The organism is Planococcus halotolerans, assembly GCF_003289955.1.
In the GTDB taxonomy this organism is placed as follows: domain Bacteria; phylum Bacillota; class Bacilli; order Bacillales_A; family Planococcaceae; genus Planococcus; species Planococcus halotolerans.
The window spans coordinates 45,121-71,293 of sequence record NZ_QLZR01000003.1; the positions used below are offsets into that span (position 1 = coordinate 45,121).

The 26,173-nt window shown below is 47.5% G+C and carries 21 protein-coding genes; 17 read left to right on the forward strand and 4 right to left on the reverse strand.

Annotated features, from left to right (window positions below):
• The first annotated feature begins 273 nt into the window (after window positions 1-273).
• The 5 genes from DP120_RS09005 to DP120_RS09025 all read left to right on the forward strand — a co-directional run bounded on the left by DP120_RS09005 (window position 274) and on the right by DP120_RS09025 (window position 6,474).
• Window positions 274-1,254, forward strand: a complete 981-nt coding sequence (locus DP120_RS09005; protein WP_112223339.1) for a sugar ABC transporter substrate-binding protein — start codon at window positions 274-276, stop codon at window positions 1,252-1,254.
• Window positions 1,251-2,699 carry a sensor histidine kinase gene (locus DP120_RS09010; RefSeq protein ID WP_112223340.1) on the forward strand — a complete coding sequence of 483 codons (1,449 nt, stop codon included), beginning with the start codon at window positions 1,251-1,253 and terminating at the stop codon, window positions 2,697-2,699. The genes DP120_RS09005 and DP120_RS09010 overlap by 4 nt, the downstream gene beginning before the upstream one ends.
• Window positions 2,692-4,245, forward strand: coding sequence for a response regulator (locus tag DP120_RS09015; protein ID WP_112223341.1), 1,554 nt, complete (start codon window positions 2,692-2,694; stop codon window positions 4,243-4,245). The genes DP120_RS09010 and DP120_RS09015 overlap by 8 nt, the downstream gene beginning before the upstream one ends.
• Entirely contained in the window at window positions 4,242-5,300 is a 1,059-nt protein-coding gene (gene xylF, locus DP120_RS09020; RefSeq protein ID WP_112223342.1) for a D-xylose ABC transporter substrate-binding protein, read from the forward strand. The genes DP120_RS09015 and xylF overlap by 4 nt, the downstream gene beginning before the upstream one ends.
• 169 nt (window positions 5,301-5,469) lie before the next feature.
• Entirely contained in the window at window positions 5,470-6,474 is a 1,005-nt protein-coding gene (locus tag DP120_RS09025) for an LLM class flavin-dependent oxidoreductase (RefSeq protein WP_112223343.1), read from the forward strand.
• Between the two features lie 52 nt (window positions 6,475-6,526).
• Here the strand turns inward: DP120_RS09025 and DP120_RS09030 are convergent, their stop codons facing one another.
• Complete coding sequence (locus DP120_RS09030) at window positions 6,527-8,137, reverse strand: glycoside hydrolase family 43 protein (RefSeq protein WP_112223344.1); 1,611 nt, start codon at window positions 8,135-8,137, stop codon at window positions 6,527-6,529.
• Window positions 8,138-8,218: 81 nt separating this feature from the next.
• A complete protein-coding gene (locus DP120_RS09035; protein ID WP_112223345.1) occupies window positions 8,219-9,427 on the reverse strand; it encodes an ROK family protein in 1,209 nt (402 codons plus the stop codon).
• Window positions 9,428-9,796: 369 nt separating this feature from the next.
• On the opposite strand from DP120_RS09035, the gene DP120_RS09040 reads away from it, so the two are divergent.
• The 3 genes from DP120_RS09040 to DP120_RS09050 all read left to right on the forward strand — a co-directional run bounded on the left by DP120_RS09040 (window position 9,797) and on the right by DP120_RS09050 (window position 12,913).
• Complete coding sequence (locus DP120_RS09040; RefSeq protein ID WP_112223346.1) at window positions 9,797-11,098, forward strand: extracellular solute-binding protein; 1,302 nt, start codon at window positions 9,797-9,799, stop codon at window positions 11,096-11,098.
• A gap of 99 nt (window positions 11,099-11,197) precedes the next feature.
• Entirely contained in the window at window positions 11,198-12,076 is an 879-nt protein-coding gene (locus tag DP120_RS09045) for a carbohydrate ABC transporter permease (protein ID WP_112223347.1), read from the forward strand.
• Window positions 12,077-12,091: 15 nt separating this feature from the next.
• Entirely contained in the window at window positions 12,092-12,913 is an 822-nt protein-coding gene (locus DP120_RS09050) for a carbohydrate ABC transporter permease (RefSeq protein ID WP_112223348.1), read from the forward strand.
• A 107-nt stretch (window positions 12,914-13,020) separates the two neighbouring features.
• Here DP120_RS09050 and DP120_RS09055 read toward each other — a convergent pair whose 3' ends face one another.
• Complete coding sequence (locus tag DP120_RS09055) at window positions 13,021-13,644, reverse strand: YesL family protein (RefSeq protein WP_112223349.1); 624 nt, start codon at window positions 13,642-13,644, stop codon at window positions 13,021-13,023.
• 563 nt (window positions 13,645-14,207) lie between these two features.
• Between DP120_RS09055 and xylA the strand changes: the two genes are divergently transcribed.
• The 9 genes from xylA to DP120_RS09100 all read left to right on the forward strand — a co-directional run bounded on the left by xylA (window position 14,208) and on the right by DP120_RS09100 (window position 25,236).
• A complete protein-coding gene (gene xylA / locus DP120_RS09060) occupies window positions 14,208-15,530 on the forward strand; it encodes a xylose isomerase (protein ID WP_112223350.1) in 1,323 nt (440 codons plus the stop codon).
• A 30-nt stretch (window positions 15,531-15,560) separates the two neighbouring features.
• Window positions 15,561-17,060 (forward strand): xylulokinase, encoded by a 1,500-nt coding sequence (xylB, locus tag DP120_RS09065; RefSeq protein ID WP_112223351.1) that lies wholly within the window; start codon window positions 15,561-15,563, stop codon window positions 17,058-17,060.
• 83 nt (window positions 17,061-17,143) lie between these two features.
• On the forward strand, window positions 17,144-18,127 hold the full coding sequence (locus tag DP120_RS09070) for an aldo/keto reductase (protein WP_112223690.1): 984 nt from the start codon (window positions 17,144-17,146) through the stop codon (window positions 18,125-18,127).
• Window positions 18,128-18,174: 47 nt separating this feature from the next.
• Window positions 18,175-19,272 carry an ABC transporter ATP-binding protein gene (locus DP120_RS09075; protein WP_112223352.1) on the forward strand — a complete coding sequence of 366 codons (1,098 nt, stop codon included), beginning with the start codon at window positions 18,175-18,177 and terminating at the stop codon, window positions 19,270-19,272.
• A 96-nt stretch (window positions 19,273-19,368) separates the two neighbouring features.
• Window positions 19,369-20,382, forward strand: a complete 1,014-nt coding sequence (locus DP120_RS09080) for a Gfo/Idh/MocA family protein (protein WP_338046821.1) — start codon at window positions 19,369-19,371, stop codon at window positions 20,380-20,382.
• Window positions 20,379-21,437 (forward strand): aldose epimerase family protein, encoded by a 1,059-nt coding sequence (locus DP120_RS09085; protein WP_112223354.1) that lies wholly within the window; start codon window positions 20,379-20,381, stop codon window positions 21,435-21,437. The genes DP120_RS09080 and DP120_RS09085 overlap by 4 nt, the downstream gene beginning before the upstream one ends.
• 325 nt (window positions 21,438-21,762) lie before the next feature.
• Entirely contained in the window at window positions 21,763-22,752 is a 990-nt protein-coding gene (locus tag DP120_RS09090; RefSeq protein ID WP_112223355.1) for a TAXI family TRAP transporter solute-binding subunit, read from the forward strand.
• A 28-nt stretch (window positions 22,753-22,780) separates the two neighbouring features.
• Window positions 22,781-23,209, forward strand: coding sequence for a DUF1850 domain-containing protein (locus DP120_RS09095; RefSeq protein WP_233786257.1), 429 nt, complete (start codon window positions 22,781-22,783; stop codon window positions 23,207-23,209).
• Window positions 23,206-25,236 (forward strand): TRAP transporter permease, encoded by a 2,031-nt coding sequence (locus DP120_RS09100; RefSeq protein WP_112223357.1) that lies wholly within the window; start codon window positions 23,206-23,208, stop codon window positions 25,234-25,236. Before DP120_RS09095 ends, DP120_RS09100 begins: the two co-directional genes overlap by 4 nt.
• A 231-nt stretch (window positions 25,237-25,467) precedes the next feature.
• On the opposite strand, the gene DP120_RS09105 is transcribed toward DP120_RS09100, so the two are convergent.
• Window positions 25,468-26,055 carry a YdhK family protein gene (locus DP120_RS09105; RefSeq protein WP_112223358.1) on the reverse strand — a complete coding sequence of 196 codons (588 nt, stop codon included), beginning with the start codon at window positions 26,053-26,055 and terminating at the stop codon, window positions 25,468-25,470.
• Window positions 26,056-26,173: the final 118 nt, after the last annotated feature.

A 26,173-nucleotide genomic window follows, 5' to 3' on the forward strand; every position in this document is an offset into this window, starting at 1 on the left:
GTGCCTGTTCAGATCTGTGCTCCTGCATCGCTGCGCTAGCTTCGTCGCAAAGCCTTGACCTCGCAAGCGTCGGTCAAGACTTGGCCGCTGGAGTCTGGACACGGAAACGCTCTTCTCGAAAACTTTTTAAACTAAAAAAGTTATACTATCTTATTCAATTACAAAAGAGCACCTTCGAATTTGAAGGTGCTTTCTCCATCTCATAACGAGTATTGAGAATTTTCCATCAAGTGGTAAGATGAAATGAGTTTAAACACAAAAGGGGATTGAAATGTGAGAAGAAAAGTCATCTTTGTCCTTTGCTCACTATGTGCTGTCCTTGGTTTTTTTACCGTCCTTTCAGTGAATAAAGTGCTGCATTCCGAATGGGAATTTCCCGAAACTGTTAAATCTGACAACGAGCGTTTCCGCGTCGTTGTCATCTCCCAGGAACTCGACACACCATTTTGGAAGTTGGTGGACGCAGGTGCTTCCAAGCAGGCAGAAAAGGAAGGTATCAGTCTCGAACTATGGGGCAGCTACAGCAAAAACCAGGAAGATTTCCTAAAACAAGTTGAAATTGCCCTTCATTCAAAAGTGGACGGGATTATTGTCCAGGGGCTTGATACAAAAGAGTTTCAGCAATTGACCCGCATCAAGGCCGCTTCATATGGCATACCGATTATTACCGTCGCAAATGATGTGCCTGTCGAGAAGAGCTTGCGGAAAACGTATGTTGGCTCAGATCATCATAGTGCAGGAAAGATGCTGATGGAAAAACTGGTCAGTGATATGGGTGAACAAGGAGAAGTTGTGCTGCTTGGCGGCACAGATCTGGAATACAGCCAGCGTCTGCGCTTAAAGGGAATGGAAGACAGTCTCGAAAATTATCCAGACATCATTTCGTTTTATGTGGAAAGCGGCTCTTCAGACGAAGAGGCTGCTGCTGCAACTCAAAAGGCGCTCAATGAACATCCCAATGTCGATGCTTTCTTTGTGCTCAATGTTCGCCAGGCTGGAACCGTCATGCAGGAAATCAGCAGGCGCACCGAGCTCGAGCCCTATTATATTTATTCATTCGATGACGGATCGGATGCTTCTGAACTTTTAACTGAAGGGAAACTGGATGGAATCATTGAACAATCGCCGGAACAGATGGGCGAAATGAGTGTCACTTTAATGATGCAATGGCTGCGCAACGAAGTGGTTCCCCTCGATTCGGAAGGCTATATTACGGATGTCCGGATTGTGGAAGGGAAGGACGTTTTGCCGTGAATACGATCCAAAAAAAGATTTGGATGCTTGCCGGTGTCGTAATCGTTATGATGTTCGCCATTTGGCTGATGCTTACTTTCTATAATCAGAAAATGCAGGACCAATACAATGATATCCTGCAGCGCTATCTGCAGATGCATGAAGTATCTGATGCAAGCCAGCAAACCGTAACGAATTTAAATGATTATTTGACGGAGCCGACAGAACGGACCGCCAATAGATTGGAAAGAAGCCAGGAAAGGCTGCTGGATGCACAGGCTTCCATGCTCGAATTGCGTAATGCGGAAAATGAATTTACCTTGACCAATTACAGCAATATGATTGAAAGCTTTAATGAAACAGTGGACCGGTCTGTTGCTTTTAGTGAACAGGCAGAGAACGAAACCGCATTAACGGAATTTACAGAGGCCAATCGCATCTCGATCTATATTTCCGAAATGACCTTATCCATTTTCAATTCTGAACTTAAAACTTACGAACGGTTTTACCGTGACATTATCCGGCAATCGGAAGACCTCGACACAATGGGGGTATTGCTGTTATCGCTTACCAGCATTCTGCTGCTGTTGTTTACATATTTGTTTTCACTCAGTATCACAAAGCCTGTCCACCAATTGACGAAAGCAGCGAATGAGTTGGCGAACGGACGGTTCGATCAGCCGATCCGAGTGGATTCAAATGATGAAATTTCATTTTTGGCAAAAACCTTCGACCATATGAGGATCAATATCAATAAACTTATTCTCGAAATCCAGCAGAAGGCCCAAGTGGAAAGCGAATTGCAGGAAAGTAAATTGCTGTTGCAGCAAAGCCAGATGCGCCATCTGCAAAGCCAGATAAATCCCCATTTTTTGTTCAATACATTAAATACTTTGTCGAAGAAAGCCTATTTGGATGGAGCGGAAGAGACGAGTGATTTGCTGGTCAGTGTAGCAGGATTGCTCCGCTATAATTTAAAGCGGATGGATCATACGGTGACAGTGCAGGAAGAGGCATATGTTTTGAAGCAATATATGGAAATCCAGAAAGCCCGCTTCAGCGATAGGCTGAACTTTCATATTGAACTTGATGAATCGGCATTATTGTACCAGATGCCCAGTCTGACGCTTCAGCCGCTTATCGAAAATGCGGTAATTCACGGCATTGAACCGAAAGAGGAAGACGGAAGGATATGGTTCCGAATTAAAGACGTTGAAGGAAATGTCTTTATTGAAATTGAAGACAACGGCAAGGGAATGGATGATGCCAAGAAAAAAGCATTGCTGGAAGGCAGCATCAGTCCGCAGGAAGGGCATTCGACAGGCATCGGCTTCGCAAATGTCGTCAAGCGGCTGCAATTGTTTTACGGCCGTGAAGATGTGGTCATTATCGAAAGTACACCAGGGAGAGGAACGAAAATCATCTTGAAATTGCCAAAAGTAATGGAGGTTGAAAATTATGTTTAAACTCCTGCTCGTTGATGATGAACCGGTTGAACGTGATGGTATGCAGGCCATTCTTCAGCATGCATTTCAGGAAATTGAGATTAAACAGGCGAAAACCGGGAAGATGGCTGTTGAAATAGCGGCCAAGTGGAAGCCGGATATCATCTTTATGGATATCATGATGCCTACAATGAGCGGTTTGGAAGCAATCGAGGAAATAAAACGGACCAACAATGATATTGAGTTTGTTATGATGACAGCTTTTGACACCTTCGATTATGCGAGGCAAGCTCTAAAACTCGGGGTCAAAGACTATTTGCTGAAGCCGAGCAAAGCGAGTGAAATTGTCGCCACTACTGATAAACTTTTCGCCCAGTTGAGACAGAAAGTAAAGGAAACAGCGGAGCGCCGGCAGGAACAAGGCGCGCTTCAAAAAGCACTGGCGATTGTTGAAACGGATATCGTCACCCAATTGTTATTCGATCATGTCCATGAAATGCACATTGATTTGCTTGTTGAAATGCTGGATACCCAACCGGCAGAAGAAAAATTTGTCATGACGCTCCTTGTCCCGGAAAGCGCGGAACAAGTTTATGTGAATATCAAAGAGCGAATCAGCAATGGCAACAGTGTCTGGATGGGTGCTTGCTACGGCAATCATTTGCCGCTCATCGTTTTTCGGAATCCGGTTCACTCTTTCCGTTCACAGGCAATTACGCTCGCCAAAGAAATTCTGGCGGTAACAGGAAGACAGGAAGGCTGGTTTATAGGCATCGGCACAGTCTGCCATTCGCTGGATGACATCCGCACTTCTTACCAGAAATCCTTGGTCGCCATGCTGGATATCAAAGTTCCTTCACGCTACCGTTTTTATTCGGGAGAATTGGAGCCTATCAAAGAAGATGTACCGGCGTTTATCAAACAGCAGGAAAAACGCCTGGCGGATTTTGTGCGGCTCGGTGAATGGGAAGCAGTCGAAGCACTTGTGGTTGATCTTATCCGACAGCTGGAGCATACCGGCGAAAAAGTGTTGCGGACGCAGCAGCGTTCGCTTGAATTTCTATGGTTAACGACGCGTATCATGGAGGAAATCGGGATAGAAGCGGAAGCGCCGTTCTACTCGGTTCCTGCAAAGGACCATCGGCAATTGATCTCGGAAACATTGGAATTGATTCAAGGCTTGAAAAAAGTTTATATGAGCCATTACAGCCGGCTTGAAGTCGACAAGATCCATAGAATCAAACAATTTATCACCGATCATTCGCATGAAGACATCTCACTTGATGCGCTTGCACGGCAAGTGGATCTAAGTCCGATTTACATCAGCAAAATGTTCAAGGAGAAAGTCGGCATCAATTACATCGATTTTCTGACAGAATGCCGGATTGAAAAAGCTAAAAAGCTCTTGGCCAATCCTGAAAAAAGTCTGAAAGCAATTTCGCTCGAAGTCGGTTATCACGAACCAAACTATTTCAGCAAAGTGTTCAGGAAAATGAATGATTTATCTCCGACAGAATACCGTATGACATTATTGAATGCAGGAAAAACGGAGGAAGTTGGATCATGAAGCCGCTGACCAGGATACTGTTGCTGCTGATTCTTGGTATTTTGCTTGTTGCCTGCCGCGACACCGTTGAGGTTCCGGAAAAGGCTGTATTTAAAGAGGATAATTTACCGGAAAGTAATGAACCGCTGAAAATCGGCTTTGCCATGGATACGCTGAAAGAAGAACGCTGGCTGAAAGACCGCAAGCTGTTCCAGGAGGCCATCGAGTCGCACGGTCTGGAAGTGGAAATCAGGGCAGCGAACGGAGATGATGCGCTGCAGATTGCTCAGGCGGAAGAAATGATCCAGCAAGGCATCGACCTTCTCGTTATTGTGCCCCACAATGCTGAAGCGACGGCTGCGATTGTCCACAAAGCCCATGGTGCAGGCATAAAAGTCATCGCATATGATCGGCTTGTGAAAAATGCCGATATCGATTTATACGTCTCTTTTGACAATGAAAGAGTGGGCGAGCTTCAGGCAGAAGAAATGCTGAAGCGTGTTCCTAAGGGCAATTATGTCTATATCGGCGGCGCCCCGACCGACAATAACGCCCATCTGCTGAAAAAAGGAGTTTTCAATGTGCTGCAGCCGGCAATCGACCGCGGTGATATCCGAATCATCTATGACCAGTGGACAGCAGATTGGGCGCCGGAAGCGGCTTATGCTCATATGTCAGAAGCTCTGAACATCAATGACAATCAAATCGATGCAGTCATCGCAGCCAATGACGCGACTGCTGGCGGAGTGGTTGAAGCATTGGACAACCAAGGGCTTGCCGGAACGATTCCAGTCGCCGGACAGGATGCAGAACTTGCGGCAGTTCGGCGTATCGTTGATGGAACTCAAATGATGACCGTCTATAAGCCTATTCAAAATTTGTCCGAACGAGTGGCGGCTTTGGCCATTCACCTGGCAAATAACAACGAGTTTAAGCCGACCGTCAGCATCAACAACGGAAAAAGCGAAGTGCCTTCCGTGCTGTTGGAACCGATTGCTGTCACTGCTGATAATCTTAAAGAAGTCATCATTGCCGATGAATTCCATACGGAAGAAGAAGTTTACGGAAAAGAGTGAACCTTAGCATCTGCTGGGGCTTTTCTTTATGGATTTTGTCTCTGTGTATACGGACTCGACAAAAAATGCCGCTGCGCAAATAAAACCGAATCTGCGCAAACAAACCATTCCTGCCCGTCGCATCCAGCGTGCTAAACTAGTAGCAACTTGAAAAAAAGGCGGGAAACTCATGATTTCATTAAGCATTCTGGATTATTCGCCGATTGATGAAGGATCAACGGCAGGAGAAGCGCTGCAGCAGACGACCCGGCTCGCACAATTGGCCGAAAAGATCGGCTATAAGCGCTTTTGGGTGGCTGAGCATCACCAGGTGTTTTCGGTGGCGGGCAGTTCACCGGAAATGCTGATGATGCATCTGGCCGGCGCGACACAAAATATACGCATCGGATCCGGCGGCGTCATGCTGCCGCATTACAGTTCCTATAAAGTGGCGGAAAACTTCCGGCTGATGGAGGCGCTGCATCCCGGCCGCATCGACCTTGGCATCGGGCGTTCGCGCAGTTACCGTTTGGTCAATAAAGCATTGAACGAGTCGAAAGGGATTCCGGTTTCCTATGAACAGCAAATCGCTGATATCCAAAAATATTTTACGGACGATACCGAATCGGAACATCGCTTCCAAAAACTGCGCGTCACTCCAGTTAGCGGAACGGCACCTGAAATGTGGGTGCTCGGTACGGGGGAAGGCAGTGTGAAAGTAGCGGCAGAAGCGGGGGCAGCATATGCCTATGCCCATTTCGCGAAACCATTGAAGTCGAGTGCTCAGTTAATCGAGTCGTATAAAAAACAATTCCAGCCATCCAAATTGCTGGATGCTCCGAAAGCGATGGTCTGTGTTTTTGCGGTTGTCGGGGAGACGGAAGAAGAAGCGGAGGACTTGGCGAAAGCCTTTGACCTATGGCTGCTGTTCGTCGAGTCGGATACACCGCCGCCATATTATCCGTCTGTCGAAACTGCCAAACAGCGCGGCTTCAGTGCAAGTGAACTGGAGAAAGTCGAACGCAACCGGAAACGCATGCTGATCGGCACACCCAAACAGGTGAAGCAGCAAATCGAAGAAATTGCGGATGCATATCAGACAGACGAAGTTCTGGTCATCCCGAATGTATCCGGTGAAGACAGCCGGATGAAAGAAATCCGCCTATTGGCTGAGGTATTTGGATTGGAAGGATAAATTGAAAGCCTCGTGAAAGCAGATTTGCTTTCACGAGGCTTTCTTGTGTCTGTTATTTATTTTCTTTATAGATAAAATAATCGAAATCAGCAGCTAATCCTGCTCCGGATGTATCCTGGCATTGCATGCCAACGAATGCGCCGGTGAAGAAACCGCCGCCCTGGATGTAATCATCCGATAATTTATGCGACTGGAATTTGACCGGGATCAAGGTCCAGTTTTCACCGTCAAAGGAGTAGGAATACTGATAAATGCCGGTTTTGACATCGACTCGTATATGCACGTAATCGACGTGGTCAGGCACTACGATTTCTTCGCCTTGAAGCGGCTGGTCGTAATCGGTATTATCGCAAACCGTCAATTCGAGGATGCGTCCCTTTTCTTCATTCCATGAAATCTGGAGGGCCGTCCAGTTTTCGGTGTTGTAGTAATTGACGAGCCCTGCGCCTTGCTGGAACGTCGTCGGGTTGAACGCGACTTTCGTTTCAGCTGTGAAGTTGAAATGCTGCCAGCGGCGTGCGACAAAGGCTTGTGTGAATTTCGATGTCAGCGATTCCCGTCCATGGATGCGCAGGTGACCCGGATTATCCTTCAGCGATACGATTTCTTCGCCGAGCGGGATGCGCAAAGTTTGGAAATGTGCGTTCAATTGTTCGGAATCGAAATCGTCTTTTTCCGGGAAATCTTCATCCCATACATGTTCTTCGATTGCCGGTCCTTCGATTTCAAGTGAAGGCTGGTTGCCGCCGACGACATATGGCCAATCGTTTTTCCACTCAAGCCGCTGGATCGCTGTTTCACGTCCGAGCGGACAGAAACCGCGCGGATCGAGCAACGCCTGATCTTCCTGCGGCAGCGGGCGGCCAGTCAGGTGGACAAGGAACCATTCGTCGGTATGCGTCTGGACGATGGAAGCATGCCCCGCTTTTTGCAACGGATTCCGCGGATAAGGGAACGACGTGATCAACGGGTTTTCCGGATGTACTTCATACGGGCCGTCAATCGTTTTCGACCGGGCGATCGTCGCCTGGTGATCGTATTTCGTACCGCCTTCTGCGGTCAATAAATAATAATACTCGCCGATTTTATAAAGATGAGGCGCTTCCGTCAATTTGATGTCGGTGCCTTTGAAGATGATTTTTGATTCGCCTACAAGTTTGCGCTGCTCAGGATCGAATTCCTGCAGCACGATGCCGTAGAAATTATGATGTCCTTTGCGGTGGTCCCAATACATATTGACGAAATATTTCTTGCCGGACTCGTCATGGAACAGGGAAGGGTCGAAACCTGAACTGTTCAAGTAAGAAGGTTCAGACCAGTCGCCGTCGATGGTATCGCAGGTCACCAGGTAATTATGGCAATCTTTCCAGCGTCCTTCTGTCACTTTGACATCAGTGTAGATCAGCCAAAATTGCCCGTCGCTGTAGGATAGAGCGGGAGCCCAGACACCGCCTGAGTTCGGATTGCCCATCATATTCAATTGGCTGACACGGTTAAGCGGGCGTGATGCAAGCCGCCAGTTTTTCAGATCTTTGGAATGATAGATGCCGACGCCGGGGAACCATTCAAAAGTGGAAACGGCTATGTAATAATCTTCCCCTACGCGGCAGATGCTTGGGTCGGGATTGAATCCGGGCAAAATCGGGTTAAGAATTTTCGTCAAAATAATCCATCCTTTGCAGTATATTTTTGCGTGTAAGTGCTTACAATTTTCCGGCCGGAAAAAGTCCGGCAGCGGGCCAGCTTAGACAGTGAGGACGTTCTTCTGGCGGATGCTGACCTGCAGGAAATTTTCGATTGAAAAAGCGGCCACGCCAAGTGCTGTCGAGAACGTGGACAGTTCTGAGAATTTGATCTCCAAATTATTTTTCTGGAACCAGAGCGCCTGGTTGGCGACCCGGTTATTCAAGGGCTGTTCCAATAATTCTTTTGCGGATGCCAGCCGGTTGCCGATAATAACCTGCTGTGGATTGAACGTATTGATGATATTATTGATGCCGACGCCTAAATAATCACCTGTTTGTTCAAATAAGGCGATGACGTCTCTATTGCCGCCTGCAGCCAATGCCTGCAGGTTGGTCAAATCGAATTCTTCGTGATCGGCAAGCGGCAAGCCCATCGGTTCAGCCCGCGTGATCAAAGCCTGTTCGGACGCATACAGTTCCCAGCAGCCTTTATTGCCGCAGCGGCAGGTTTCGCCGTCGATCTGGATGGTCATATGGCCAAGTTCACCCGAAAAACCATTTGACCCTTTATAAAGTTCGCCGTTCAGGATCAATCCGACGCCGATACCGATGCCGGCGCTCACGTAAACTATATTATCGCATTCGGTTCCGGCTCCGAATTTCTTCTCGCCATAGGCGCCGGCGTTCGCTTCGTTTTCGATGATGACAGGCAAGCCGTACTGTTCTTCCAGAATCGCTTGGAGATTCAAGTTTTTCCAGTTCAAGTTCGGAGCCAGCAGGATATTGCCGTCGTTATCGACGATTCCCGGTACGCCAACCCCGATGCCGATGATGCCGTGCGGACTCGGTGGAGCAGAAGCCTGCAGATAATCGATGACTGCAAACATTTTCGTTTCGATCTCTTCATATGAAAGATCTTTGAAAGTGACTTCTTTTTTCAGGACGATATTGCCGCTCAGGTCGGTCAGGATGCCAAGCAGGTAATTGACACCGATATCGATGCCGATCGAATGGCCGGCCGTTTCATTGAACAAGAGCATGACCGGGCGCCTGCCGCCACTTGAAACGCCGGGACCGGATTCGTAAATCAGATGATCCTCCAGCAGATCATTGACCAAAGAGGAAACTGTCCCTTTATTCAGGCCGACTTCGCTGGCGACAGACGCCCTAGAAATCGGGGAGCAATCGATGATCTTATTGAGGACCAACGATTTATTTCCTTCTTTAACTACATGATGATTAAAAGTCCTGGTTACCACGGTTTTCATCAGCTTCAGCTCTTTCTCTGTTTTTATTTCTATTCTAACAAATTAAACCTGTTATTTAAGTTGAATAAACAATAATTTAAATAACATTTTTCCCGTCCGACACAGAAATTTCTTTGGCAGGGAAGCAGGAAATACCAAAAAATTATTTTTCAACTCAAGAATAATATTTTCGCCTGAATACAGAAAGCCTTCGCCAATCGGCGTGGCTAAAGGGTTTCTCAGAAATTATTACAGGTTTATGGCTTCATTATACCTCAAATAAAAACTTTGTTCATCTACTAGACTAACTAGGAATCATTTGATACAATGAAAACGCATACAACAATCAGAAAATTGTTGTAACTACAAACTCACTAGGGGGAGAAAAAAATGGGTGGAAAGAAAACGCTTACAGTTTTAACATCCGCTTTAGCCGCATCATTGTTATTAACAGCTTGTTCAGGTTCCGGATCTGAGGATGCTTCTTCAGCATCGGGGGAAACTGAAGTTAAGTTTATGCATTTATGGCCAGAAGGCAGTTCAAAGAAACACTATGACGTTGTAAACGAAATCATCGCTGATTTCGAAGCAGAAAATGAAGGCGTTACAATCGACTTGGAAGTTTTGAGTAATGAGCAGTATAAAGATAAATTACGTGTACTATCGACATCAGGAGATCTTCCGGATGTGGGGATGACATGGGCAGCAGGATTCCTTGAGCCTTATGTCGGCGGCAATATGTTCGCACCGCTTGATGATTTGATCGAAGAAGAATTGAGTGACGCATTTGTTCCAGGAACTGCGGAAGCTTATGCACTTGATGGCGCAACTTACGGCTTGCCATTGGAATTGAATATCGTATCACTCTACTATAATAATGCAATGTTCGAGGAGCAGGGCTTAGAACCGCCGGCAACTTACGAAGAATTGCTTGAAGTTGTAGATGCATTCAATGAAGAAGGCATTCAGCCGATTGCTTTAGGAAACAGAGACGCTTGGACAGGATCTCTTTGGTACATGTACCTGGCAGACCGTCTTGGTGGAGCTGATACATTGAACAAAGCCATTGACCGTTCAGGATCTTTTGAAGATCCGGCTTTAGTTGAAGCTGCTGCAAAAGTACAGGAACTTGTTGACAGAGACGCGTTTGTAAATGGTTTCAACGGTTTGGCTGATGAAGAAGCTAAGTCAATGTTCATGAGCGAACAGGCTCCGATGTACTTGATCGCTACTTGGGATCTTCCGAACTATACAACAAACGAATCAGTGCCACAGGAATTCAGAGATTCTGTTGATTACATGAACTTCCCGACAGTTGAAGGCGAAGGCGACACGCAAAGCTTTGTCGGCGGCCCTGGAGTTGGGTTGTTTGTAGCAGAAGAATCTGAAGTAAAAGAAGAAGCGAAAGATTTCGCTGCTTATTTTGTAAAAGCGTGGGGTGAGCAAGCGGTTGAAAAAGCGGGCGTAATCCCGGCTACTAAAGTGGACGCTGCATCACTTGATCTTCCGCAAATGTACATTGATATTTTGAACGAGTTGAACGGCGCAAGCAACATCACATTGTTCGCTGACGTTCAAATGAGCCCGGACACGGCGCAAGTTCACTTGGATTCAATCCAGGCGCTGTTCGGCAATGAAATGACGCCTGAAGAGTTCGCGAAAGCGCACGAAGACGCGTTGTCAAAAGAATAAATATTACTTGAAGCAGGATTAAATCAGATGAAATGAAAGGGACATATCCTGATTGGCGGATTGTCCCTTTCTATTTTTCAGAATATGGGGTTGAATGCTATGAACAAAGTTATGTCCAATAAGCTTCATATCGCTTTATATATTGCACCGGCCCTGTTATTGGTCAGTGTACTGGTGTTTATTCCGCTGATTCTTTCCGGCTACTACGGCCTGATGGATTGGGACGGAATCGGCGCAAAAACATTTATCGGTTTGGAAAACTATATTACCGGGATCCAGGACAGTAAGTTTTGGGACAGCGCCTTGCATTCATTCCTGCTGGCAGTGTTTTCAACTTTGAGCCTGGCCATCTACCTGGCTGTTTCCATTATTTTGGCTTCTAAAATAAAAGGCGCAGATTTGCTGAGAAAAATCTATTTGATTCCGATGCTGCTGTCTTCAGTTGCCATCGCTCAGCTTTGGATAAAAGTCTATAACCCATCAAGCGGTATTTTGAATACATTCCTGCGGTCAATCGGAATCGAGAATCCACCCAACTGGCTGGCTGATCCAACTATCGTATTGTTTGCGATATTCATTCCGATCCTATGGCAATATGCGGGATTCTACATATTGATCTATTACGCAGCATTGAAAAATATTCCTGAATCCCTGATTGAAGCGGCGCGCATCGATGGAGCGACTCCATTCCAGATTGCTACACGCATCAAATTGCCGCTGATCAAGGAAGTCGTGAGTGTTACCATCGTACTGGCAATTGTCGGTTCATTGAAATACTTCGACCTGATTTATGTTATGACTGCCGGCGGACCAAACGGTGCCTCAGAAGTTATGGCATCTTATATGTACAAACTGGCCTTCAATAGTTATAACTTTGGGTACGGCAGTGCGATCGGATTCCTGTTGCTGATCATTACGATGGTCGTAACGGTCATTGTCCGCAAAGTGACTGCCACAAAAGAAAGAATCGAGTATTAGGAAGGGGACTTGGGCATGAATCGCATTGGTTATTTTTTTCTTTACCTGGCACTGATCGTGGTGGCGATGTTCCAAATCCTGCCGTTGATCTGGCTGTTCATCTTCTCGCTGAAGGACAACCGCGAAATTTTCGCCGGTTCTCCGTTCGCTCTTCCGAGTGAATTCCGTTGGGAAAATTATGCGAAGGTCTGGGACGGCGGAATCGGCGTTTATTTCTTCAATAGTGTCTGGATCACTGTAGTGGCCATCATCTTGACGGTGCTGTTCGCCAGCATGGCGACATTTGCCATCACCCGCATGAGATGGAAACTGAGCGGTTTGGTATTGGGCCTCTTCATGATCGGCCTGATGATTCCGATCCACTCTGCATTGATTCCGCTGTACAGCATGTTTATGGGCGTGGGGATGATCGATAATCCGTGGTCAATCGTGCTGACTTATACAGCGTATAATCTGCCGATCACCATGATGATACTGCTTGGCTTCTATTACACTTTGCCGAAGGAAGTCGAAGAAGCGGCCATTATCGACGGCTGTTCGATCCACCGGATGTTTTTCCGTATCATCCTGCCGATGACGACACCGGTCATGGCGACCACTGTGGTCATCAATATGATCTACAACTGGAACGAGTTTGTTTTCGTCAATACCTTTATCAGTTCTGAAAAATACAAGACACTGACTGTCGGTATCCAGAACTTTATCGGCCAATACATGACGGACTGGGGCGCAATCGGCGCGACATTGATCATCAGTGTACTGCCAATTATCATCGCGTTCATCTTCTTCAGCAATAAAGTCGTTGAAGGGATCTCGTCGAGTGCGGTTAAGGGTTAATGAAAAGAGTTCCGCCATCTGAAAATCGGTGGCGGGGCGCTGACAATAGAAAAGCTTCCCCTTTGAGAAAAATCTCGCAGGAGAAGCTTTTTGTTTATCATGAGCGGTCAGCCTTCCATTTCGGCACCGGTTTTATTGACCCGGTTGAAGGAGCGGAGGGCGAGCCACATGATGATGTATGAAAATGAACTGCCGCCGAAAATGACGGCCAGCGCCGGTACAGTCTGCATGATGACAGCCAGCGATCCGAGGCAGATGAAAATGAGCAACGTGTTGATCGGATTGATGAGCATGATGAAAAATGCGTTTTTGATGACCTGTCCGACTTTTATGTCGAAATGGACGAATGTCGGGAACAGATAAAACAAATACATCAGAAACAGCAGCATAAAGGCGAACAAGGGAATATACGTCCAGGACAGATCTGCTGAGCTGGTCTGGATATAGAAAATATCAAGGGCGATAAAGGCGGCAATTGCTGTCACGAATAACCCGAGTAAATTGCTTTTCACAAAATCGCGCCGGTAATATTGCCAGAAAGCCGGAAACACGGGCTTGCCGGTATCACCGCGCAGCCAGTCCCGGCAAACAGCGAACATCGCGATTGTGGCGGGATAGAACCCAAGCAGGACGCCGCCAAGCAAAGTAAACAGGATCCAAAGCAAATTGACGTAGGCAAAACGAGTGACCCATTCAAGAACATTATAGATAAAACCGCTGGTTGAATTCATATATTGACCATCCTTATCAGTTAGTAACTTTTTATAACCGCTTCGGCGCTTAGGACAGTGCGAAGATTATGCTCCTGCGCCCTGCTCGTCGCAAAGGATGCGCCATCTTCGTATGGCGAACCTTGCCTCCCGCAATAAGCCGAGAAGAGCACTCGTCTTATTGCTCCGGCCAGTCCGGAGACGCGCCAGCGCTAATTGACTTCTCTAAGATATGGAGCAAAACAGCGTAGACTCCCAGGGGATTAGAAACAGAGTTGGTTTACCAACGCTGTTTCGAGCGAAGTGCTGAGATCCACTCGGGCGAAGGTTACTGAGTCCGAGTTAGCTCAGTGCAAGCCCCCAGGAAAGCGCAGCTGTTTTGCGGAATATCGACTTATTAAGAAATTTAGATCACTAGCAAACTATACCTTTTTTCATTATCTTACACTATCATTCTAAACTTTGTTTAACTAATGGACAAACTAATTTGAAATTGCTATAATCGTGATGAAAGCCTTTTCATTACATAAACAAATCAGCACTCAATCAACAATAAAATAACAATACAGTTGGAGGTACATACAATGGCTTATTTCCCGAATATCGAAAAAATTAAATTTGAAGGTGCTTCTTCAAAAAATCCATACGCGTTCAAATTCTACAACCCGGAACAACAGGTCGGCGGCAAGTCGATGGAAGAAACTCTGCGCTACGCAGTTTCTTACTGGCATACATTCACAATGGACGGGTCTGATCCGTTCGGCGCGGGCAGCATGATCCGCAATTGGGACAAATACGACGGCATGGATCTTGCGAAAGCGCGCGTTGAAGCTTCTTTCGAGTTCTACAACAAGATTGATGTACCATTCTTCTGCTTCCACGATATCGATATCGCACCGGAAGGCAGCAACTTGCGTGAATCCAATAAAAACCTCGATGAAATCGTCGGCATGATTAAAGAATACATGAAAGACAGCAAAGCGAAATTGCTTTGGAATACGGCTAACAACTTCACACACCCACGCTTTGTGCACGGGGCAGCATCATCAAGCAACGCGGATGTATTCGCTTATTCAGCGGCAAAAGTGAAAAAAGGACTTGAAATCGGTAAAGAGCTTGGCGCAGAAAACTATGTTTTCTGGGGCGGCCGTGAAGGTTACGAAACGCTATTGAACACGAATATGAAACTGGAGATGGACAACCTTGGCCGCTTCTATCATATGGCAGTTGATTACGCGAAGGAAATCGGCTTTGACGGCCAATTCCTGATCGAACCAAAACCGAAAGAACCGACAACTCACCAATACGATTACGATGTAGCGACTGCTCATGCATTCCTGCAAAGTTACGGCTTGGCTGACCGTTTCAAGTTCAATATCGAAGCAAACCACGCAACGCTTGCGGGTCACACATTCGAACATGAGCTTCATTATGCGCGTATCAACAATATGCTTGGTTCGGTCGATGCCAACCAAGGCGATCCGCTTCTGGGATGGGATACAGACGAATTCCCGACAGATCTTTGGTCTACAACACTTGCGATGTATGAAATCCTCCAAAACGGCGGACTTGGCCGCGGCGGCTTGAACTTCGACGCCAAAGTAAGACGCGGTTCATTTGAACAGGAAGATTTGTTCCATGCGCATATTGCAGGAATGGACGCATTTGCGGTCGGCCTGACTGTAGCACAGCAATTGATCGATGATAAAGTGCTTGAAAACATTGTCAGCAACCGTTATCAGACATATACAGAAGGCATTGGCCTTGATATTGTCAACGGCAAAACTGATTTCCACAAGCTTGAGGAACACGCTTTCGGCTTAACGGATATCAAACAGACTTCAGGCCGCCTGGAGCAAATCAAATCGACTATCAACCAATATTTATTGCAGGCTTTCGCCAAATAAGGATTTTTTGATGCTAGGAGCGCTGGAGCTATGAAATATGTAATCGGTGTGGATTTAGGGACAAGTGCAGTAAAGATTTTATTGGTCAGCCAGCAGGGTGAAGTGGTGCAGACCGTTTCAAAGGCGTATCCTTTATTTCACGAAAAAACGGGATACAGTGAACAGAATCCAGAAGACTGGGTGACTGGAACGATTGCCGGTCTTCAGGAGCTGCTGCAGAATTTCAGCGGCGCACCGGAAGACATCGAAGGCATCAGTTTTTCAGGACAGATGCACGGACTTGTGCTGCTGGATGGCAGCAATGAAGTCTTGCGCCCGGCGATTCTGTGGAATGATACCCGCACAACCGCTGAATGCAAAAAAATAGTTGAGACTGTCGGGCAGGAACGCCTGCTTGAAATAACGAAGAACCCGGCTTTGGAAGGCTTTACTCTGCCGAAAATCCTGTGGGTGAAAGAATACGAACCGGAAATATTCAATAAAGCACAGTCATTCGTATTGCCGAAAGATTATTTGCGCTACCGGATGACCGGTGAACTCCATATGGAATATTCCGATGCGGCGGGAACGCTGCTATTGGATATTTCGAAACAGCAATGGAGCACAGAAATATGTGAACTATTGGACCTCGACCCGAATATTTGTCCGCCGCTGCTTGATTCGCATGCGGAAGTCGGAACGTTGACGGCGGAATTCGCTGAACAATCCGGTCTGGCACAGACGACCCGCGTTTTTGCAGGCGGTGCCGATAATGCATGCGGCGCTATCGGTTCAGGGATTCTGGAAGATGGAAAAACATTGTGCAGCATCGGAACTTCCGGTGTAGTGCTGTCTTATGAAGCAAGTGATGATAAAGAGTTCGGCGGCAAGGTGCATTATTTCAATCATGCGGCGCCGAATGCCTTTTATACGATGGGCGTTACACTGGCAGCAGGATACAGCCTGACCTGGTTCAAGGACGTTTTCGCTGCAGGCGAATCGTTTGATGAATTATTGGCTGAAGTCGGAACGGTTCCCGCTGGTTCAAACGGGTTATTGTTCACGCCTTATTTAGTCGGGGAACGCACACCGCATGCGGATGCGTCAATCCGCGCCAGCTTTATCGGCATGGACAGTTCGCATCAGCGCAAAGATTTCGTACGCGCTGTACTGGAAGGAATCACGTTTTCACTGAACGAGTCGATTGCGATTTTCCGTGACAGCGGCAAGCACATCGACACGATCGTTTCAATCGGCGGCGGTGCGCAAAACGAAGACTGGCTGCAGATGCAGGCGGATATCTTCAACGCTACAATCGTCCGGCTGAAAAGTGAACAGGGGCCTGGAATGGGAGCGGCCATGCTTGCGGCGTTCGGCTGCGGCTGGTTCCATTCGCTGCAGGCGTGCGCGGATGTTTTCCTGGAAGAAGGAAAACAGTTTACGCCAGACCCTGCCAACGTGGAGCAATACGAAAAACTGTTTGCGGTATATACTGAAGTGTATGGCCAAACAAAAGAACTTAATGAAAAATTAGTGGCTTTCCGAAAGTGAATCATTGAATAAGAGTCTCAACTATTCGGTTGAGGCTCTTCTTTGCAAAATTGATGGACCATCAAACAAGGGAGCGTGGAATGATGAATTATCGGCAAATCGGCAGTACAGATCTGAAAGTAAGCGAATTGAGTTTTGGAACCTGGGCAATCGGCGGTTCGTGGGGCAGCACGAAGGATGAGGAATCTCTTCGCGGACTGGACCGTGCGATGGATGCGGGCGTAAACTTTTTCGATACAGCAGACGTATACGGAGACGGGCATGCGGAAGAACTTTTGGCGAAAGCGACAAAAGGCAAGCATGACGAAATCCATATCGCGACGAAATTTGCTCGCGCTGGCGATATTCATGATCCAAAGACCTATTCACTGGAAAGCGTCAGCCAATACGCGGAAAACAGCTTGAAACGGCTGGGCCGTGAACAGATCGATCTGTTCCAGATCCATTGTCCGCCGATTGAAATTCTGCGTGATGGCCAGGTGTTTGAAGTGCTTGACCGTTTGAAGGAACAAGGCAAAATCCGCTATTACGGCGTCAGCGTCGAAACGGTGGAAGAAGGGCTCTTGTGCATGGAAAACCCGAACGTCAGCAGCTTGCAGGTGATTTTTAATTTATTCCGCCAGAAACCGGCAACGGAACTTTTCCCGGCAGCAGCTGAAAGGAATGTCGGCATCTTGGCGCGCGTGCCGTTGGCAAGTGGTTTATTGACTGGGAAATTCAAGAAAAACGCCGAATTCGAAGAAGACGACCACCGCAACTTCAACCGCGACGGCCAGGCGTTCAACGTAGGCGAAACGTTTGCGGGACTGGAATTCAATAAAGGCGTGGAATTGGCCGATAAATTATCGTGGATTGCAGAAGGCAGAGGCAATATGACTCAGGCATCCCTCAAGTGGATCCTGGAGCACGAAGCGGTTTCGTCCGTAATACCGGGCTTTAAGACAGTGGCGCAAGTCGAAGACAATCTGCAGGCATTGAACGCGTCAGCTTACAGCGCTGAAGAAATGAAGAAAATCGAACAGTTCTATAAAGAAGAAGTGGCGGCTAATATTAGAGGACCATACTAAGTATTCACTAATAGACGTTAAGGCAATACATATTCGGAGGGATGAAAATGGCAGGGTTGAATTTAGTCAATATCAAGAAAGTCTATGACAAAGGCGTTGTTTCCGTTCAGGACTTTAACCTGGAAATCAGGGACAAGGAATTTCTCGTATTGGTCGGACCGTCTGGCTGCGGTAAATCGACGACGCTTCGGATGATCGCCGGGCTGGAAGACATCACGGAAGGCGATCTGTTCATCGGCGAAAAGCGTGTCAATGACGTATCGCCGAAAGACCGCGACATCGCGATGGTGTTTCAGAACTACGCGCTTTACCCGCATATGAACGTCTATGACAATATGGCGTTCAGTTTGAAATTGAACAAAATGAAGAAAAATGATATCAAAGACCGCGTCGATAACGCAGCGAAGATTCTTGGCTTAGAAGAGTATCTTTACCGCAAACCGAAAGCCTTATCCGGTGGTCAGCGCCAGCGGGTTGCACTGGGCCGCGCAATTGTGCGCGACGCAGAAGTATTCCTGATGGATGAGCCATTGTCCAACTTGGACGCGAAATTGCGTGTGCAGATGCGCACAGAAATCCAAAAATTGCACCGCCGACTGCAGACGACAACAGTTTACGTGACGCATGACCAAACGGAAGCGATGACAATGGCAACACGCCTGGTCGTCATGAAAGACGGATTTATCCAGCAGGTCGGCTCTCCGAAAGAAGTATACGACGAACCGGATAATATGTTCGTTGGCGGCTTTATCGGTTCTCCGGCGATGAATTTCCTGCGCGGACGTCTCGAAGGCAGTCAATTTGTGATGGGCGATATCAAAGTGCTGATTCCGGAAGGGAAATTGAAGATGCTTCGCGAACAGGGTTATGACGGGAAAGAACTTGTTCTCGGCATCCGTCCGGAAGATATCCACGATGAACCCGTATTCCTGGATTATTCACCGGATACAAAAATTCGTGCGGCGATTGAAGTTGCTGAATTGATGGGCTCGGAAATCATTCTTTATTCGGTCGTGGACAATCAGGACTTCGTGGCCCGTGTCGATTCCCGTTTCAGCGTAGAAGCCGGACAGACAATCGATATGGCGTTCGATATGAATAAAGTGCATTTCTTCGACAAGGATTCAGAACTCCGCATCAAATGATTTACCTGTGAGCGGTTCGCTGACATGATATAGGGAAGCCGCTGAAGGATCAACATCCTTTGGCGGCATTTTTTATTCGAAGAAAGGGTGATGGAGATGAAGAGGATCCAGTGGGGCGTTTTAAGTACGGCGAAAATCGGGTTGACGCAAGTGATTCCGGCGATTGGCCGCGCGGAAAATGCGGAGCTTACAGCTATTGCGAGCCGGGGCGATAAGGTCCATGCAATTGCAGAAGAGCATGGAATTTCAAAAGCTTATGAAAGCTACGAAGCGTTATTGGCAGACAGCGATATCGATGCAGTGTATATTCCGCTGCCGAATCATCTGCATAAAGAGTGGACGTTGAAAGCGGCGGCAGCTGGCAAACATGTGCTGTGTGAAAAACCGGCGGCGCTGACCGCAGAAGAGGCGGAAGAAATGGTGGCGTTCTGCCAAGGGCAAAATGTGAAATTTGCGGAAGCGTTCATGTACCAGCTGCATCCACAGCACGGACGCGTAAAGGAAATCATGGCTTCAGGTGAAATCGGCGAAATCCGTCTGATCAAATCGAGCCATTCCTTTTATATGGCCGACCGGGACACGAACATCCGCATGAATAAAAAGATGGGCGGCGGCAGCCTCTTTGACCTCGGCTGCTATTCGGTTCAGGCATTCCGCCATTTGACGGGTGCTGAACCTTTGGAAGTGCAGGCATTCGCTGAAATGGATAAGGCGGGCGGCGTCGATATGACGACTCACGGCTGGCTGCGATTCGAGAGCGGCATACGCGCTTTATTCGACTGCAGTTTCGATATGGTCCCGCGCAACGAATACGAAGTGATCGGCACGAAAGGTTCCATTAGAGTGCCATACGCGTTCCGACCGGATATTGTCGGCGGTGTGGGAACGATAATCGTCAAAGCGGCGGATGAGCAGCGGACAGAAGAAGTGGACGGCGACAGTTACAGGCTCGAAGTGGAGAATTTTTCATCCGCGATTCTAGAGGACCGGGAACCGTGGATCAGCGGCGATTCGACGATCCGCAATATGCGTGTGCTGGATGCTTGCTACGAATCGATTGCTACGGGGCAGTCCATTCAACTAACCACGGAAGGCAGTGATGGCAGATGACAGCGGAACAACAAGCGTTCGGGAAATCAGACGGACAACCGGTCACACTCTACACAATAAAAAATGAACAGGGCTTCCAGGTTTCCTGCATCAATTACGGCTGCATCATTACAGAAATTCTGGCACCTGATCAATCAGGAAAAATGGAAAACGTCGTACTGGGATTCGATTCACTCGAAGAATACGAGCGCGACGTACATTATCTGGGAGCAGTGGCGGGCCGTTTTGCCGGCCGCATCAAAGACGGCGCAGCTGAACTGGCGGGAACCAGCTATCGGCTTGGGCGGAACGCAAACGGCCATCACCTGCACGGCGGCGCTGGCGGCTTCCATTCGGTCGTTTGGAATGCTGCGCCTTTTGAAGAAACGGACGGCGCAGGAGTGGATTTTACATACAAGAGCCCGGATGGTGAAGAAGGCTATCCGGGGAATCTGGAGATGACCGTGCGTTATTTTGTTAAACACGACCGCAACGAACTCATCATTTCCTATAACGGAACTTCGGACCAGCCAACTCTTCTGAATCCGACCAACCATGCGTATTTCAATTTGAGCGGTGATCTGAAACGCGACGTGCTGGATCATCATTTGCAGCTGCCGGGCGAAGCCTACCTTGAGCTTGACGATGAGCTGTTGCCGACTGGCAGGATTTTGCCGGTTGTGGGCACAGTGTTCGATTTGAGAGACGGCAATAAAATACGGCGTGCCGCCGAGTCGGAAGATCCGCAGACTCGACTTGCGGGGCATGGCTATGACCATCCATTTGTGCTCGAGCAAGCGGAAGGAAGTGCGATCTTGCTGACAGATGAAGAAAGCGGGCGGACGCTTTCGGTGGCGACTACTGAACCGGCTGTTGTGCTCTATACCGGCAACGGACTCGGCGGTCCCTACAGTTTGCGCGGAACTCCGGCGCGAAATCATCTCGGCCTCTGCCTGGAAACGCAAAAGCTGCCCGATTCACTGCGACATCAGAATTTCAGTTCATCGGTGCTGCAGGCGGGACAGCGTTACCATTCCGAAACCAGCTTCAGCTTTGGTGTTCTCGATAAAGAATAGATTAAAGGGAGCATGCGGGAGGCGAAGAGTCTTGCTGTATGCTTTTTGATTTGTAGTCGAAGTATAGTCCAGGAACTGCCGCACCTGCTCAACAAAAGAAAGTTGAATAAGAATTTATTATCTTGGAATATCAATAAAACCGCTAAAAATAGGCGATTATTTTGTCGAATCCTTATGTTAATATAAGCAAAACTTTAAAAAAGCACTAAAGTTAGGATGTAAAATTATTCAATAAAAACTGAATAACAAGAAAATACCGTTAAAATTCTTTTGTTTTGCAGATGTATACGCTATAATTAGAAAAACTAAAAGAGGGGGCAACAACATGAAACAGAAGAAATTAAGCGTTTTCATGATGTCGGCAGCTGCTGCATTGGTATTGGCAGCTTGCGGCGGAGGAGAAGAATCATCTGATAGCGGTTCAAGCGAAGGCGGGGACTCCGAAAGCCTTGAATCGAATATCGTAACAATCGCGACAGGCGGTGCATCAGGTCCTTATAATATTATCGGGACAACCCTTGCAGATACTTACAGCGATGTATACGGCGTCAACTCCCGCACCCAGACAACCGGTGCATCAGTTGAAAACGTCAACTTGATCAAAGAAGACAAAATTGAAATGGCGTTCACGATGAGTGACGTTGTCAGCCAGGCGGTTGAAGGAACTGAAGGCTTTGAGGAGCCGACGGATAAAATCAGCCAAATCGCTGCACTATACCCGAACTACGTTCAAATTGTAACGACAGCGGATTCAGGCATTGAAACATTTGAAGATCTTCGCGGCAAGCGTATTGCTGTAGGCGACCAGAACTCTGGTGTTGAAGTAAATGCCCGCACACTTCTGGAAGGGCACGGCATCACATATGATGATATCGAAGTTGATTATCTTGGATATGCGGAAGCGGCAGACGGTCTGCGCGCTGGTCAAATCGATGCAGCATTCCTGACAAGCGGATTGCCGAACGCATCCCTTCTGGAATTGTCGCAATCACTTGATATCCGAATGGTATCAATCGATCCGGCAGACGTTGAAAGCATTGCAGAAGACAAATCTTATTTTGTAGCTCTTGAAATACCGGCTGACACATACGGTAACGAAGAAGCGATTCCGACAGCAGCGATTATGAACGCATTGATTGTCAAATCGGATATGAGTGACGATGACGTCTACAAGCTGACAAAAACTTTCTTTGAAAATCTCGATACTTTGGAGAATTCCCACCAGGCAGCTTCAGACATTTCACTTGAAGCCGCACAGGAAGGTCTTGTAGCGCCGCTTCACCCAGGAGCCGAACGTTATTACAGTGAACAATAAGGTTTTATTGGGAGGGGCATGCTTGTTGGTGCTCCTCTTTTTCCTGCTGTTCAAGTTGCCGGTGGTCTATTTTGATTTTGGCAATGAAGAATATTTTTTGGCGGAAGATGAATTTACATTGAAATGGATTCATTCCGTTGAAAAGGAAGAGTGGCTTGAGATGTATGAGAGAGACGGCGGAGAGCTGCTTTTGACCGAAACGGTCTTTAAGACATTCGGTGCAGGCGTGCCGTCGGACGGAGAAATCATTTCCGCGGAAGATGGATACGTGCATATGCGGATCAATCAGCATCTCCCGGAAATGAACCTGACTGTCTCTGAAAATGCACAAACGACAATTTTAACTGAAGACAAAACAATTCCGCTGTATGAGTTGACGGAGGATTATGAGTTCGTCACCATATCCGTACAGCGGATCCATCTTTGGCAGTATATTGGAGGGAAGAAGTTATTATGAATAAAGACAACCGGGACCTGAATATAGAAAGCGTCTCTGCACATGACGAGGATAAAGACCTGAATCAGGAAATTCTCGAAAAGTATGACGTGGACGCGAAAGTCCGGAAATTCAAAAATCGCAAGCTTGTGCTTTTGGTTGCAGCAATTGCCATTGCCTACTCACTATTCCATTTATATGTAACATTTAATCCGCTTCCTGCCCTCCAGGCGAGATCGATTCACGTGGCTGTCGGTATGGCCCTGATTTTCCTGGTCTATCCGACGTTCAAAAAACAGGACCGCACGAAAATTCCGATTTACGACTGGATCCTATTCGTCCTCAGTTTGTCGACGGCAGGCTATATCATTTATGAATACAACGATATCGTCACAACACGCGGCGGCATTCCGAATAACATGGATATCGTCATGGCCGTGCTCACTGTTCTGCTCGTGCTTGAAGGAGCAAGACGTATTACAGGATGGATCCTGCCGATTCTGGCATTGATTTTCCTGGCCTATCCGTTCTTCAGCCATTATTTATGGATGCCGGATATGCTTATGACCCGTCCGTTTGACCTGGGTGATATTTTTGGACAATTGTATTTGAAAACAGAAGGCCTTTATTCGACGGCAATTTCTGCTTCCCTGCAATTCATCTTCCTATTCATCTTGTTCGGCGCTTTCCTGGCGAAATCAGGAATGGGCCAATTATTCAACGATTTAGCGATGGCCCTTGCCGGAAGCAAGCAGGGCGGACCTGCCAAAGTAGCGGTCATTTCCAGCGGATTCATGGGAAGCATCAACGGTTCGGCCATCGCAAACGTGGTCGGAACCGGTGCATTCACGATTCCATTGATGAAAAAAATCGGCTACAATAAAAACTTTGCCGGCGCAGTGGAAGCCAGTGCCTCTGTAGGTGGACAGATTTTGCCGCCGATCATGGGGGCTTCCGCGTTCATCATGGCTGAAACAACGGGCATCGCTTACGGTACGATTGCGCTTGCCGCATTGATCCCGGCCGTACTTTATTTCCTCGGCGTTATCATGCAGGTGCATTTCCGTGCCGGTAAACGTGATTTAAAAGGAATTCCAAAAGCGGACCTTCCAGCGACGAAGGAAGTCCTGAAAGAAAAAGGACATCTACTATTGCCGATTGTCGGCTTAGTTTTCATGCTTTATACAGGATTGCCTATTGCACAATCCGCATTCTATACAATTGTTTTGACTGTACTTGTTGCGGCAATCCGCAAATCGACACGCATGGGCTTCAAAGATATTTTGGAAGCACTTGAAAATGGTGCCCGCCAGTCCTTATCCGTTATGATTGCCTGTGCGGTCGTCGGTATCATTATCGGTGTTGTCAGCCTGACAAGCTTTGGTACGGTCATGACTTCAGCGATCACGGCATTCGGGGCAGGTTCACTGTTCTGGACATTATTCCTGACAATGCTTGCGTCAATCGTACTTGGCATGGGCTTGCCATCAATCCCAGCTTATATCATTACGGCGACAATGACTGCACCGGCACTTGCTGAATTCGGCATTCCGGTATTGGTCGCGCATCTATTCGTATTCTACTTCGGTATCTTTGCCAATATCACCCCACCGGTTGCGCTTGCGGCGTTTGCGGGAGCGGGTGTGTCGGGAGGAGATCCGATGCGGACCGGTTTCAACGCATTGAAACTGTCGATTGCCGGATTCATCATTCCGTATCTCTTTGTCTATAATCCGGCGATGCTGCTGATTGAGACAGAGGGAATCGCCGTCAACGCCAGGGAATTTGCATTCCCGCCTGCTATTGAAGTTATCCTGATCACCATCACCGCCGTTATCGGCATCATCGGTTTGAGTGCGGCAGTGGAGGGCTACTTCAAAACACGTTTGAATATCGTCACTTCGATTCTGCTTGGTGCCGGTGCATTATTGCTGATTGTTCCAGAGACTTTTACAGACGTGATTGGCCTTGTGGTCGTGCTTGGCATCTTTGCCCTCAATTACCTTAAGGATAAAAGAGAGCATAAAGCAGCGGTTTCATCAGGCTGAGTAAATTCATAGAAAAAGGAGTTGTCCCAAAAGTAATTTTGGGCAACTCCTTTTGCGACGAAGCTAGCGCAGCGATGCAGGAGCAATAGTATTTCCCGACGCTTTATTAGAGACAAGGGGCTGTCCAATAAGTCGATTGATGACTTATTGGACAGCCCCTTTCATTATTTCCCGGGAAATTATTTAGCAGTCTGTCCGCCGTCGATCAAGTGTTCAGCAGGGGGAAAGGTATTATGGAGCTGACAATTCCTCTTCAGTCACCCATTTATGATTGGTTATTTTTTCACCATCTGCGCTTTCATAATCCACCATATAGACTATGGTGTCTTCTGCTGAAACGATTTCAGCTTCCGCATCCTGCATCCCTGACATATGGTCAGTGTTGAGGGTCACAGTGTCACCAGGCTCGAGGGGAGCACTGCCTGGATCTTTCAATTCTTCATGAATCACCCATTTGTGGTTCTCGATCACGTCACCGCCATCAGTCGGTGTGTATGTCACTGCATAAACGGTGGTATCATAAGCACCGGAAATCGTCGCTTCGGCACCTTCCATGCCATCCATATGGTCAGCGTTGACTATGACGTTACTGCCAGGCTCGTAGGTCGGGGATTCAGCTTCCATCAAACCAGCCGGAATTTCGCCGGAACCGGAATGATCCATTCCTTCATGATCACCGTGCTGTTCGGGGCTTTCACTGGTTTCCACCGGCTTATCCTGTGTCTCAGGGTCGACAGTTACATCGGTATTGCCGCAGGCTGCCAGTCCAAACGCCAAAGCCAGCGAAGCGGCGGAAGCAAATAATTTATGGTACGCCATCACTATCCCTCTTTTCTTGGATGTTTTCCTTATAATACACTCGACACAATTACTTTGTACAGATTGCCACACTTTCGACAAGCGGGAAAGGTTAACAAGAGAGCATTCTTCGTTATAA

What these genes read in the sequence shown, in the direction of transcription:
- DP120_RS09015 (WP_112223341.1), top strand. Translation starts at nt 2,692, where the DNA reads ATGTTTAAACTCCTGCTCGTTGATGATGAACCGGTTGAACGTGATGGT.
- xylF (WP_112223342.1), top strand. Translation starts at nt 4,242, where the DNA reads ATGAAGCCGCTGACCAGGATACTGTTGCTGCTGATTCTTGGTATTTTG.
- DP120_RS09025 (WP_112223343.1), top strand. Translation starts at nt 5,470, where the DNA reads ATGATTTCATTAAGCATTCTGGATTATTCGCCGATTGATGAAGGATCA.
- DP120_RS09035 (WP_112223345.1), bottom strand. Translation starts at nt 9,427, where the DNA reads ATGAAAACCGTGGTAACCAGGACTTTTAATCATCATGTAGTTAAAGAA.
- DP120_RS09040 (WP_112223346.1), top strand. Translation starts at nt 9,797, where the DNA reads ATGGGTGGAAAGAAAACGCTTACAGTTTTAACATCCGCTTTAGCCGCA.
- DP120_RS09045 (WP_112223347.1), top strand. Translation starts at nt 11,198, where the DNA reads ATGAACAAAGTTATGTCCAATAAGCTTCATATCGCTTTATATATTGCA.
- DP120_RS09050 (WP_112223348.1), top strand. Translation starts at nt 12,092, where the DNA reads ATGAATCGCATTGGTTATTTTTTTCTTTACCTGGCACTGATCGTGGTG.
- DP120_RS09055 (WP_112223349.1), bottom strand. Translation starts at nt 13,644, where the DNA reads ATGAATTCAACCAGCGGTTTTATCTATAATGTTCTTGAATGGGTCACT.
- xylA (WP_112223350.1), top strand. Translation starts at nt 14,208, where the DNA reads ATGGCTTATTTCCCGAATATCGAAAAAATTAAATTTGAAGGTGCTTCT.
- xylB (WP_112223351.1), top strand. Translation starts at nt 15,561, where the DNA reads ATGAAATATGTAATCGGTGTGGATTTAGGGACAAGTGCAGTAAAGATT.
- DP120_RS09070 (WP_112223690.1), top strand. Translation starts at nt 17,144, where the DNA reads ATGAATTATCGGCAAATCGGCAGTACAGATCTGAAAGTAAGCGAATTG.
- DP120_RS09075 (WP_112223352.1), top strand. Translation starts at nt 18,175, where the DNA reads ATGGCAGGGTTGAATTTAGTCAATATCAAGAAAGTCTATGACAAAGGC.
- DP120_RS09080 (WP_338046821.1), top strand. Translation starts at nt 19,369, where the DNA reads ATGAAGAGGATCCAGTGGGGCGTTTTAAGTACGGCGAAAATCGGGTTG.
- DP120_RS09085 (WP_112223354.1), top strand. Translation starts at nt 20,379, where the DNA reads ATGACAGCGGAACAACAAGCGTTCGGGAAATCAGACGGACAACCGGTC.
- DP120_RS09090 (WP_112223355.1), top strand. Translation starts at nt 21,763, where the DNA reads ATGAAACAGAAGAAATTAAGCGTTTTCATGATGTCGGCAGCTGCTGCA.
- DP120_RS09100 (WP_112223357.1), top strand. Translation starts at nt 23,206, where the DNA reads ATGAATAAAGACAACCGGGACCTGAATATAGAAAGCGTCTCTGCACAT.
- DP120_RS09105 (WP_112223358.1), bottom strand. Translation starts at nt 26,055, where the DNA reads ATGGCGTACCATAAATTATTTGCTTCCGCCGCTTCGCTGGCTTTGGCG.